Here is a 13,327-nt window from a genome sequence, read left to right on the forward strand (position 1 = left end):
AAAACAGTAGAAAAGTGTTACATTAAAATTAGCGATAATGGTGTTTTATATGTGTCTCATATGGCTAGGTCAGTTCATTAATCGAGTAATTTTTTATTTGAATGGGGTGAAGTGGTGAAACTTACTGTTGTTGGTTTCTGGGGAGCATATCCTGAGATGAATAGTGCAACATCCTGTTATTTACTTGAAAAGGATGGGTATAAAATATTATTAGACTGTGGTAGTGGCGCATTAGCACAATTGCCGAAGTATACAGAAGTTATCGATTTACAGGCTGTGCTTGTTTCTCATTATCATCAAGATCATATTGCAGATATTGGTATGCTACAATATTATTTTCTTGTCCAAAATGCGATTCATCATACAAAAAAAATTTTACCGATATATGGGCATCGTGAAGATGAGCAGGCATTTGCTAAACTTAGCCACCAAGCAACACAAGGAAGGGCTTATGTTCCTGATGAACCAATGGAGATTGGTCCGTTTACTATTACTTTCTTAAAAACTAAACACCCTGTACCGTGCTATGGAATGCGTATTACGGATGGAGAATCTACTTTAGTTTATACTGCTGATTCAAGTTTCCAAAATGCTTTTATTCCTTTTGCAAAGGATGCTGATTTATTAATTACAGATTGTAGTTTTTATGAAGAGCAGAATGGCTCAGAATCTGGTCATATGACTAGTGTGGAATCTGCTATAATAGCAGAGAATGCAAACGTTAGTCATTTATTATTAAGTCATCACCCTCATTTTGGTGATAGAAAACAATTAAAAAAAGAAGCAGAGAAAGTGTATCGTGGCAAAATAGACTTAGCTGAATCAGGGTTTCAATGGTACACTTCCCCCTCTTAAAGTGTTGTTAACTAACCAAATTATTTAGAAATTGCCTTTCTTCGGTGTTTGTTTTACACTGGTATTAATATAATCTAAAGGAGGTTTATCGGATTAATGAAGTTTATTGATAATCAAGGGATAACCGATCCGCAAATCAATTTAGCGTTTGAGGAATATGTGCTAAAAAATTTTGGTGAAGAAGATACATATCTACTGTTTTATATTAATCAGCCTTGCATTATTGTTGGGAAAAACCAAAACACAATTGAAGAGATTAATACAAAATATGTAGAAGATCAAGGCATTAAAGTTGTGCGTCGTCTCTCTGGTGGTGGTGCTGTTTACCAAGATGAAGGAAATTTAAATTTTAGTTTTATTACTAAAGATGATGGTGATAGTTTTCATAATTTTGCAAAATTCACGCAACCAGTTGTTGAGGCACTTCAACAATTGGGAGTTCCTGCAGAACTGAAAGGACGTAACGATTTAGTAGCAAACGGAAGGAAAATTTCTGGAAATGCGCAGTTCACGACAAAAGGTCGCATGTTTAGTCATGGTACGTTAATGTATGATTCAGAAATTGAACATGTTGTCTCTGCACTAAATGTGAATGCGGAAAAAATTAAATCAAAAGGAATTAAGTCCATTCGCAGTCGTGTTGCTAATATCTCCGAATTTATGGAGCAAGAATTATCAATGGATGCGTTTAAAGAACATATGTTAAAGTATATTTTTAATGTAAAAGATGTAAATGATGTTCCTCAATATAAACTAACCAAAGAAGATTGGGAGAATATCCGACAATTATCTAAAGAGCGCTATCAACAATGGGACTGGAATTATGGAAAATCACCAGCTTTTGATATTCAGAAATCTCATAAATTTGATTCTGGCTTAGTGGATGTTCGATTAGATGTTTCAAAAGGTTTAATTAAAAACTGTAAAATTTATGGTGATTTTTTCGGCATTGGAGATGTTACTGTTATAGAAGAAAGCTTGATTGGAACAAAATATCAGCGTCAAGCGCTAGAAGAAGCATTAGCGAATATTGATGTACCACATTATTTAGGTAAAATTACAGAGGAACAATTAATCGATTTAATTTATTAATTGAAATCTTCACAAAAGAATAATTGATATTACTATTAGGAGTTGTCTTTTAGGCAACTCCGTTTTTATTAGATTTTAACTTGATTAAATTTTATGAAATGAATGGGGTACAGTAATCTACCAATGTTTTAGTGGATAGACTATCGATGAATAGACATTATACTTGTAAAAAATTTAAACATTCAAGCGTCTTTCCTGTTATATTTTTGGTTTGATCTCATAGGAGAAAGACGCTTATAAATTTACTTGAGCGATAAATTAAGTTCGTTGATTGGTAATTAGATATTCATCATTTGTAATATAAAATTCTTGATGAGGTCGATAATTTAATAAGCTTAGCTTTTCCAGCTTATGATAACTAACTCGCTTATAGGGATCACCATGTATAACGGGGAGTTCCTTTGTTTGTTGGATGTAGCTATCTACTGCACGTTGGACATTATCAAAGTCAATAGCCAGTTGTTTATCTTTCTCTTCAAAAATTTCATATGTCTCTTTTGACATATAATATGTTTTATTAGGTATACCTTTTAAGATAGGAGCGAGTAATTTATAATCAATCGTTAAATCATCTGTCACAATTACACTCAATGGAATTTCATTGGGCAGTTGCATACCATATTCATGAATTGCGCTTTTTAAGTCATCTAGGGAAACATCAATAGTAGGATATTCTTTTTTCTTCATTTCCTTTTTTGTTTTGCTTGTTTTTTTAAAAGGATTCCACATACATAGCGCCCCCTTTGCTTACTATAGTATATTCTATTCACAGTGTATCATAAAAATATTGACAAGATATAATTGTGACAATTTTAGGTACATTTCTTCATTTTAGTGCCATATTTTACAATTATATAGTATATTATATACATGTTTTGAATTTATTATAATTCAAAAAAATAAAATAAGGAGATGATGTTTTGGAAAAAGGAAAATTTAGAAAGGATTATGAGGTTAATCCTGTAACTGTAGCTATTATTGCGGAAAAAGTGGATGGTTACTACTTATCATATGTCCTTGAAAGTAATGGAACCACTGATTACGTAAAACAATCCCCTATCAGTCTAATTGATCTCGCCTGTAAATATTTTGGGAGTAGTTTAAAAGGAAGGCAAGAAGGCACTCGTATGATTTTGAATGTAAAGCATAAAGTGCCGATATCAATTGATCCATCAAGTGGTATGTATTTTTTTCCAACAACGTCCCCTCAACAGCCATTTTGTTCTTGGATTTCACACTCTTATGTATATACGATACGACGAACGCCTGGAAATGGAACAGAATTTGTGTTTAGAAATGGAAAATCGATTTTCTTAGATGTCTCTTATGGCTCTATGCTTAATCAACTTCAACGAACTGCTCAATTCCGTTATCTCCTAGAAGAAAGAATACACTTCAAAAAAACAAAAACACCTACTAACCACCCCAAAGAAAGCGAAGATGATTTGTTAAACCTTCATTAACGCAAGGATCCGACTTAGTATAATGAGATATGAATAGAGTCCTTGCATATAAGGGACTCTATTCATCTATATGGTTCTTTTACATGTGGTAAAGCTTGAGTCATTAACTCATAAATAATTTTCGTTACTTTTGTTCGAATCGCAGGGTTAAAATAATTTCTCTTTTCCTCTCTACCTTGGCAGATATACAAATATGAAGAGAAAGTATCTGTTTTCTCTAAACGAACTACTTGTAATTTTTGTTTAGTCATATATTTTTTTAATTGTTGTCGTTCAGCGATTGCACGTTCTTCCATTGTTTTTAATAAATTTGTATAGGGTTCCTTAATCTTTATATCTATTCCTTGCTCTAAAGATACTAAGTCGTTTTGGATAACGGTAATTGCCATTGATAAAAAGAGGAAGCGGGATCCGAGCGTATATTCAGAATTTGTTAAGTAACACATGTAATCCCCTCCTTGATAGTAAGACGCAGTTTTGAACGAACATTTGTTCTATTATACTGCATGATATGCTATTTGAAAATAATATATACTGAAATAGGTATAAAATATTTAAATTGATTAAAATACATAGGAAAAGATAGGCAAACAGAAAGGTTTACATTAAAATATAAAGTGTAATACTATTAATAAAAGCGAAAACACCCGTCTAACAACGTATGAACTGGACAACGCCGTAAGAGATAAAGGAAACACGACGAAAGAAAAGAGTCGATGTTGACTTATCGTACAGAGGTGAAGGAAGTTCACTAGTTGTTGGGTGTTTGAGCTAGATAATAAAAGCGAAAACACCCGTCTAACAACGTATGAACTGGACAATGCCGTAGGAGATAAAGGAAACACGACGAAAGAAAAGAGTCGATGTTGACTTATCGTACAGAGGTGAAGGAAGTTCACTAGTTGTTGGGTGTTTGAGCTAGATAATAAAAGCGAAAACACCCGTCTAACAACGTATGAACTGGACAATGCCGTAAGAGATAAAGGAAACACGACGAAAGAAAAGAGTCGATGTTGACTTATCGTATGTAGTTTAAGCATGTATAGAAGAAGTAGCTGATAAGGTGGAGGAGAAAATGCCGTATGTATGTATTAAGCAACAGTGTAATAACAATTAATGAAATACAACAATTGATTGAAGCAGATCAATACGACATGGTTTTAAAACAATTATTAAAAACGTACGAGAGCTTTGGGCCATTACCCGGATTATTACTTCCTTTCATTGAAGCATTCCTACCATTTTTACCGCTAGTTGTTTTTGTACTTACAAATGCCGCCGCGTATGGTTTGTGGAAAGGGTTTTTGTTGTCTTGGGCAGGAGCTAGTATTGGTGCGATAGCTGTATTTTCACTTATTAGAAAGCTTGGAAATAAGCGTTTTTTCCTTTGGATACGTCGCAATAAACAGGTAGAACGGGTAACAAATTGGTTGGAGCGCCATGGGTTTGGGCCGTTATTTATTCTAATGTGTTTTCCATTTTCACCGTCTGCGATTATTAATACAGTTGCCGGTCTATCTAAAGTCAATATCTATCAGTTCGGATTGGCTGTATTGTTAGGAAAGACAGTAATGATATTTTCCATTGCATATGTAGGAAGTAGTATTGCTTCTTTTGCCCAAAATCCAGTCAAAACAATTGTAGTAGGAATCAGTATTTCTCTATTTTGGATATTAGGTAAGATAATTGAAAAGTGGCTACGTAAAAGAGATAAAATAACACAAATAAAAGAAAAGAATTAATCAATTGATATGCTCTCCTTAAGGTAGACAGATTAAAAAGTGAAAATCTGTTTCTATATTAAGGGGAGTATTTTGTGTTTATAACATTTCTTGATACCAAAAAAACCTGATGCTATACCTGATCAATATAAGATACAAGAAGGAGGTGCGTTTTGGGGAATTGCAAATAATTTAGCTAGTATAAGCGTCAATGATTTAATTGTTGCTAATCCAGACGTAGATCCTAAAAAACTAAAAATAGGGCAAATGATTAATTTAGCAAAGACAAAGCATTCTTATAAAAAACCAAATCAATCGAAGAAACGACAGTCATCTTATAAATATCCACTTCCTAATGGTAATGGACAAGTAACAATTAAAAAAAGCGAAAGAAGCAGATTTCAGTATGCCGATAAGCGGTGATCCTTGGTTATACCCCTATATGCGAGATAATGATGGTGATGGGATGGTAGGTGAGTAAGCCTCTAGAACTTTGAGAAAAAATAACTGAACGTTGAATCGCTAGTCAGTTCAACGTTCAGTTTATACTACATTTTTATTGTTTGTACTCCAAAACTGAACTACTAACTGAAAGTAGGTGCTATTTCTCATGATACTATAAATGATACACTTTTAATCAAAATATCGTTTTATTCATTTTTTATCAAATGGCTAAAACGTTGTATTATGGGTGTTTTGTTGTATTTTCAATAGAGAAAATGTGTTGTTATAGCGTAATCATGTTAAAATGAAAGAAGCGAACAGACAATCGATTGAAGTATGTGAGGAGAGAAAAAAATGACTGTCCGTTTTTTAATAGGTAATGCAACCGTATCGAAAAGCAATCAATGTCTTACAGAAATAAAAGAAGAATTAAAACAAAATCCAAGAGGAAATGCAATTATTTATTTAGTACCGGATCAAATGACTTTCCAACAAGAATATGCATTATTACAAGACGATATACACGGAAGTATCCGAGCACAAGTACTTAGTTTTTCACGATTAGCATGGCGAGTTTTACAAGAGACTGGTGGTGCGACGAGACAATTTATCAGCTCAACTGGTGTACAAATGATGCTTCGTAAAATTATTGAAGAACGAGCAAGCGATTGGCAAATCTTCCAAAAATCTATTGAAAAACACGGTTTTATTGAGCAAATCGAATCGATAATTACTGAATTTAAACGTTATCGAGTCACACCCGAACTTCTTGCCATGCAATTAGAGGAGATGGAACGGTTTAAACATTTAACATCTAATGAAAAAGGGTTAAAACAGAAGTTGGAAGATTTATATTATATGTATAAAAGGCTAGTAAGTTTGTTAGAAGGTAAGTATATGGACCAGGAAGATCAACTTAATTTATTAATGGATAACATGTCACAAGCATCATTTTTACAAAATGCAATTATTTATGTTGACGGCTTCCATCGATTTACACCACAAGAACAAGAAGTAATTGGCGCGTTAATGAAACGAGCAAGACAGACTACGATTACACTTACTTTAGATCAAATACCACCAGAGCCAACAGAATCGTTTGATATTTTTTCCCAAACGAAAGAAACTTATCATACTTTGATCGGTTTAGCACACGAATTAGGATGTGAAACAAAAACAGAAGTTCTAGCTGAAAAGGAAGATAGTTTACACCCGGCGTTTAATCATTTGGAAAAATTCTTTGATACTAGACCAGCTCCAAGCTTTCAACATGATGCTCCAATTCAACTTGTACAAGCAGTGCATCCTCGAGCAGAAGTAGAGGGTGCAGCACAAGAAATTTTACGACTAGTAAGAGAAGAGGGGTATCGCTACCAAGATATTGCTGTACTAGTAAGAGAAACAGATGTCTACCATGACTTAATCGCAACGATTTTTAAAGATTATCGTATCCCTGTATTTATTGATGAGGAACGAACGATGCTACATCATCCATTAATTGAATTAATCCGTTCAGCTATCGATGTTGTTGGTGGCAATTGGCGTTATGACACCATTTTTCGCGTCTTAAAAACAGGACTAATACCAACAAGCAGCCAAACAGATCCTCTAGATATGGATGCTATTGATACATTGGAGAATTATGTACTTGAATATGGTATTCGCGGCAGAAAGCAATGGCTGAGTGATAATCCGTGGGTTTTTCAGCGTTTTAAAGGATTCGAACAAGCAGGACAAACAGATTATGAAAAAGAAAAACAAGAAAGAATCAATTGTTATCGAGATCAAGTTGTACAAGCACTTGCTCCGTTAGATACAAAATTGCGATCAGCAGAAACGATCGAGGAAAAAGCTACTGCATTATATGAATGGTTGGAACAGTTAGAAGTACCTGATCAATTAGAATATCTTCGTAATCAATTTGAACAGGAGGGTGCGTTGGAGGTTGCTAGAGAACAAGAACAAGTTTGGGATGCGGTGTTACAACTTTTAGATGAAATGGTTGAAATCACTGGTTCTGAAACGATTTCATTACAATTGTTTCAACAAAGTTTAGAAACGGGTTTAGATACATTAACCTTTGCACATGTTCCGCCAAGTATGGATCATGTAGTAGTAGGAACAATTGATCGATCTAGAATGACCGGAATAAAGGCTTCTTTATTATTAGGAGTCAATGAGGGAACCTGGCCAATGAAGCCGAAGATAGATAGTGTGTTATCCGAAGAAGATCGAATATTACTAGGGGCACATGGATTACAGTTAGCTGACGGAGAAAAACAACAACTGATTGATGATTGGTTTTATGTCTACTTAGCATTTACACTTGCGACTAATAAACTGTGGATAAGCTATCCGCTTAGTGATTCAGAAGGTAAAGCAAAAATAGCTTCACCATTAATTAAGCGTATATACGATTTATTTCCGAAAACAAAAGAAGAAATTATTTTATTGCAAGATCCAGAGGAGATGGAAGAGGCAGAGCGTTTTGTAACGACACCAAACAAAACGCGATCTGCTTTAACAGCACAGTTAGCGAAGTACCAAAGAAACTATCCAATTGATCCGATCTGGTGGAGTGTGTTTAATTGGTTTGTTCGTCATCAAGAAAAACATGGGAAAACATACGCTGTTTTACAAAGCTTGCTATATCAAAATAAACCAGTTAATTTAGAAAAAGATACAGTCAATAAGTTATATCCAAAACAAATAAAAGCAAGTATATCAAGGCTAGAAACGTATTATCGTTGTTCTTATCAACATTTTGCTCAATACAGTTTGGGGCTAACAGAACGACAAACGTATAAATTGGATGCACCTGATATTGGGCAATTATTTCACGAAGCCTTGAAGAAAATCACAGAATGGATTCAGTCAGAAGACAAAAGCTTTCACCATGTCTATCAAGAAGAAGCAGCTCATTATGCTAAACGAGCCGTCGAAAAATTAGCGCCAATTTTGCAACATCAAATTTTGCACAGTTCAAATCGATTTTACTATATGAAAACAAAGCTGGAGAGAATTATTGCAAGAGCAACATTTGTATTAAGTGAACAATCAAGAAAAAGTATTTTTTCTCCAGTTGGCTTAGAATTAGGATTCGGGTTATCTAACAGTCAATTAGCTCCATTACGCTTACCATTGCCAAATGGTTATGAGTTGCTATTAAGAGGGAGAATCGACCGAGTAGACCAAGCGAATGAAGCAGATGACTTGTATTTACGTATTGTTGATTATAAGTCAAGTGCAAAAGGTTTAAATCTAGTGGAAGTGTACTATGGCTTATCATTACAGATGTTAGCTTATTTAGATGTCATTCTAACAAATGCAGAAAAATGGTTAGGGCTCCAAGCTACGCCTGCCGGTGTACTTTACTTTCATGTGCATAATCCAATGCTATCAGAAAATAATGCGCTAAATGAACAAATCATTGATGAGAAAATATTTAAAAAATTTAAAATGCAAGGGTTATTATTAGAGGATGAATCCATTGTGAAAATGATGGATACGAGCTTGGATAGCGGGATGAGTGCAATGATTCCAGCTGGTCTTAAAAAAGATGGGAATTTCAGAAGTGGTTCCAATACGGCAACTTCTGAAACATTTGAATCATTGCAAGGTTATGTGCGCCAATTGATGATTGAGGCTGGTGTGGATATTAGTAATGGTGGCGTATCATTAAATCCATACCAACAAAAACAACAAGTAGCTTGTACGTATTGTCCGTTTCGATCTGTCTGTCAATTTGATACAACGTTACCAGAAAACGATTATCGTCGCTTAAAAGAATGGAAAGATGAAGAAATAATAGAAAAAATAAAGCGGAAGGAGGACCAATAATGCCGCAGTGGACGAAAGAGCAAGAACAAGCAATATATACAAGTGGTACAGATACGTTAGTAGCGGCTGCGGCTGGATCTGGTAAAACAGCAGTGTTAGTTGAAAGGATTATTCAGAAATTAATTGATAAGAAAAATCCAGTAGCTATCGATACTTTATTAGTTGTAACATTTACGAATGCTGCAGCACAAGAAATGCGTAATAGAGTTGCAGAAGCACTAGAATCAGCTTTAGAAGTTTCACCTCAATCAGTTCATTTAAAAAAACAATTAGCATTATTACAACAAGCATCCATTTCTACATTACATGCTTTTTGTATGGATTTAATTCGTCGAAATGCTTATCTGTTAGATATTGATCCTGGCTTTAGGATTGCTGATACAATCGAAGCGGATATGCTTAGACAAGAAGTAATAGACGATTTATTTGAATTATGGTATGGGAAAGAAACAAATGAACAGCAAGCTTTTTTCTCAGTGGTAGATAGTTTTTCTAGTGATCGTAGTGATGTAGAAGTAGAAGAATTAATCTTAAAACTGTATGATTTCGCTATGCAGAACCCATGGCCAGAAGAGTGGTTGGATCAAATTGTAGACATGTATGCAATCACATCAGAAACAGATGAAACGGCTATTCCATGGTTAACTATTTTAAAAGAAGATGTGCATAGACAGCTTAACGCCATGCAAAATGAGGCAATACAAGCTTTAGAAAAAACCAAAGAGAATGATGGACCTTACCATTATGCAGAAGCTATTGATAATGATTTAGTCATGATTCAAGAGGCAAAAGCAAAGTTAGAAATAAGTTGGGAAGATACCCGCGTTCATTTTGTTGAAGCTAAATTTAAAGCTTTATCAAGAAAAAAAGTGGAATGTAATGAGGAGACAAAAGAACAAGTTAAGTCAATACGAAATAAATATAAAAAACGTTGGAACGAGCTATCTGACAATTGGTTCTCTAGAAAATTAGCTGATTATTTAACAGATATGCAAGCACTATACCCATTGATGAAAGAATTGGTCACATTAGTAAAGGCTTTTAAAGCAAGCTATATAGCAGTAAAGAAAGAAAAAGCACTTGTTGATTTTTCAGACTTAGAGCATTATTGTTTGCAACTTTTACTAGCAGATGAAGCAACGTCAGATCAGATCATTCCTTCTAATGTCGCTAAAGCCATGCAAGCTAAATTTACAGAGGTTTTAGTGGATGAATATCAGGATACAAACCTGGTACAAGAGACGATTCTATCATTAGTAACAAAAAAAGATCCAGGTAACTTATTTATGGTAGGAGATGTAAAGCAAAGCATTTATCGTTTCCGTCATGCGGAACCATCGCTGTTTATTAATAAATACAAACAATTTGCTGATCCTACAAATGATGAAAAACGAATTGATTTAGCACGGAATTTCAGAAGTCGAAAAGAAGTATTAGCAGCTGCGAATTACATCTTTCGTCAACTACTAGACGAAGAAGTTGGTGAGATCGCTTATGATCAAGATGCGGAATTAATCTATGGTAATGTATCCTATGATCAAGTACCGCTAGAAAATCCAAATACGGAAGTAGTTATTATTAACCGTGATACAAAAGAAGTGGAATCAGAAACGGAAGAAGAGACACTTGAAGATTTAGAAAAAGCACAAATCGAAGCAAGAGCCTATGCGAAACGTATCCAAAGCTGGATCGGAAATAAAGGTCAACCTGCATTGCAAGTAATGGATAAGGCTACAGGCCAAAAACGATCGATACAATATCGGGATATCGTTATTTTAATGCGTTCGATGACATGGGCTCCCATGATTATGGAAGAATTGAAAAAACAAGGGATACCAGTTTATGCGGAGATTGCCAGTGGTTATTTAGAAGCAATTGAGATTAAAGTGATGATCAATTTATTAAGAGTGATTGATAACCCACAGCAAGACATTCCACTTGCAAGTGTATTACGTTCACCAATTGTAGGTTTAGATGAAAATGATTTAGCAGAAATCCGTTTAGCTAAAAAACGAGTAAGCTATTATGAGGCATTACTTGCTTATCAAGATATGGTATCCAATCCAATGAAACAAAACCAGCTTACTACTTTTTTAACACAATTGGAGGCATGGCGAACGCAAGCAAGACAAGGCCCACTTGCAGAGCTTATTTGGCAAGTTTATCGTGATACAGGATATTATGATTTTGTTGGTGGAATCCCTGGTGGTAGACAAAGACAAGCAAATCTTCGTGCTTTATATGATCGAGCCCGTGCTTATGAATCTACTTCATTTAGAGGACTATTTCGTTTCTTACGTTTAATTGATCGAATGGAGGAGAAAGGGGATGACCTTGGTGCAGCACGAGCATTAGGTGAATCAGAAGATGTGGTTCGAATCATGACTATTCACAAAAGTAAAGGACTTGAGTTCCCCGTAGTTATTTTGGGCGCCATGGATAAACAATTTAATCAACAAGATTTAAAGAAAAAGTATTTATTACACAAAGATCTCGGTTTTGGTAGTAAATATATTGACGCAGAAAAAAGAATTATGTACCCAACTCTTGTCTATCATGCGTTGAAGCAACAAATGAAACAAGAAAACTGGGCAGAGGAGATGCGAGTGTTATATGTTGCCCTTACCCGTGCAAAAGAGAAATTAGTCATGATTGGATCCGTTGCATCTTTAGAAAAAAAATTAGCAAAATGGCGAGAAGTTACCGATCATTTAGACTGGGTGTTACCTGCGCATTATCGTTTAGAAACAAATACTTATTTGGATTGGGTTGCTTCTAGTCTTATTCGTCATAAACATGCAACAGTATTGCGTGAGCAAGAATCAAGTCAAGTAGCTTCGGCTATTGTAGAAGATAGTTCTAAATGGAATATCCAACTAGAACATGCCAATGTATATCGTGTACAAACAATGGGATTAGAGCAAGAAAAAATGAGTATAGAACAAAAAATAAGTCAGTGGGACCCTATATCAAACACCGATCAAACATTAGATAAGAAAGTGCACGAACGCTTAACCTTTTCTTATCCATATAAACAAGCAGCAAGTTTCCGAGCGAAGCAGACAGTTACTGAATTGAAAAGACAGAGAGAAATAAAAGATATCTACAGCGATACACAGTTGATCAAAAATTTTAAAGCTCCTATCAAAAAACGACCCGCTTTTATGCAAAAAGAAAAAAAATTACGAGCGACGGAAATCGGTACAGCAATGCATACAGTTATGCAGCACCTTCCTTTTGTGAAAGAATGGAAGGAAAAAGAGGTCCTAGAAGCTGTTCAAGAGATGGTGACTAGAGAGATATTAACGCAAAATCAAGCAGATGCAATTGACCCACAAGCAATTGCTGCTTTCTTTAAAACAGATATAGCAGCACACATTTTACAAAGTGAAGAAATTTATCGAGAAGTTCCGTTTAGTCTAACCTTAAACGCAAAAGAAGTTTATTCTAACTGGACTTCAGATGAAGCGGAGCGCGTGTTTATCCAAGGGGTGATTGATTTAATTGTACCAGTATCAGATGGGTGGATAATAATCGATTATAAAACCGATCGAGTACAGGAAGGTACAGAAGAGAGTCTCTTAGCTGAGCGGTATCGTATACAATTAAATTTATATGCAAAAGCGTTAGCAGAGATATGGAAGAAACCAGTTGTCAAAAAATTTTTATATTTCTTTTCAAATAGTATGTTAATAGAAATAAATGAATAATATAAAAAGAGCTTAGGGCACAACTAGATAGTGGGCAGTAGAAAGCGGATAATAATACCTTGTTCAAGGATTATTATCCGTCTTTTTTTCTTTTAGGAGTTAGCTGAAGCCGTACCTGCGGAAAGCAAGTATATTTCCACAGCGGTGTTTAATCTGTTGCAATGAATTAATAGTTTGGATTTTCAAATGAGAAATAGTGTTA

At 34.8% G+C, this 13,327-nt stretch carries 8 protein-coding genes and 1 pseudogene; 7 read left to right on the forward strand and 2 right to left on the reverse strand.

Features of this window, described 5'->3' with window-relative positions:
• Positions 1 to 114 precede the first annotated feature (114 nt).
• The gene (locus ACH6CY_RS03670) at positions 115 to 855 is read left to right on the forward strand and encodes an MBL fold metallo-hydrolase (protein ID WP_374065910.1); all 741 of its coding nucleotides are present in this window, start codon (positions 115 to 117) and stop codon (positions 853 to 855) included.
• A gap of 96 nt (positions 856 to 951) precedes the next feature.
• Positions 952 to 1,947: a lipoate--protein ligase gene (gene lplA, locus ACH6CY_RS03675; protein ID WP_374065911.1), complete on the forward strand. Its 996-nt coding sequence runs from the start codon at positions 952 to 954 to the stop codon at positions 1,945 to 1,947.
• 258 nt (positions 1,948 to 2,205) lie between these two features.
• On the opposite strand, the gene ACH6CY_RS03680 is transcribed toward lplA, so the two are convergent.
• Entirely contained in the window at positions 2,206 to 2,676 is a 471-nt protein-coding gene (locus tag ACH6CY_RS03680) for a DUF3939 domain-containing protein (protein ID WP_374065912.1), read from the reverse strand.
• 191 nt (positions 2,677 to 2,867) lie between these two features.
• On the opposite strand from ACH6CY_RS03680, the gene ACH6CY_RS03685 reads away from it, so the two are divergent.
• A complete protein-coding gene (locus ACH6CY_RS03685; protein WP_374065913.1) occupies positions 2,868 to 3,410 on the forward strand; it encodes a competence protein ComK in 543 nt (180 codons plus the stop codon).
• Positions 3,411 to 3,472: 62 nt separating this feature from the next.
• Here ACH6CY_RS03685 and ACH6CY_RS03690 read toward each other — a convergent pair whose 3' ends face one another.
• Positions 3,473 to 3,856, reverse strand: coding sequence for a YhjD family protein (locus ACH6CY_RS03690; RefSeq protein ID WP_374065914.1), 384 nt, complete (start codon positions 3,854 to 3,856; stop codon positions 3,473 to 3,475).
• 636 nt (positions 3,857 to 4,492) lie between these two features.
• Between ACH6CY_RS03690 and ACH6CY_RS03695 the strand changes: the two genes are divergently transcribed.
• The 4 genes and pseudogenes from ACH6CY_RS03695 to addA all read left to right on the forward strand — a co-directional run bounded on the left by ACH6CY_RS03695 (position 4,493) and on the right by addA (position 13,125).
• Complete coding sequence (locus ACH6CY_RS03695) at positions 4,493 to 5,152, forward strand: TVP38/TMEM64 family protein (RefSeq protein WP_374065915.1); 660 nt, start codon at positions 4,493 to 4,495, stop codon at positions 5,150 to 5,152.
• 333 nt (positions 5,153 to 5,485) lie between these two features.
• Positions 5,486 to 5,612: pseudogene (locus tag ACH6CY_RS15685) on the forward strand (DNA/RNA non-specific endonuclease); the annotation flags it as partial.
• Between the two features lie 317 nt (positions 5,613 to 5,929).
• Entirely contained in the window at positions 5,930 to 9,415 is a 3,486-nt protein-coding gene (addB, locus tag ACH6CY_RS03705; protein ID WP_374065916.1) for a helicase-exonuclease AddAB subunit AddB, read from the forward strand.
• Complete coding sequence (gene addA / locus ACH6CY_RS03710) at positions 9,415 to 13,125, forward strand: helicase-exonuclease AddAB subunit AddA (protein ID WP_374065917.1); 3,711 nt, start codon at positions 9,415 to 9,417, stop codon at positions 13,123 to 13,125. Before addB ends, addA begins: the two co-directional genes overlap by 1 nt.
• Positions 13,126 to 13,327 lie beyond the last annotated feature (202 nt).

The sequence above is a fragment of the Paraliobacillus sp. JSM ZJ581 genome, from assembly GCF_044383835.1.
Taxonomy (GTDB): domain Bacteria; phylum Bacillota; class Bacilli; order Bacillales; family Amphibacillaceae; genus Paraliobacillus.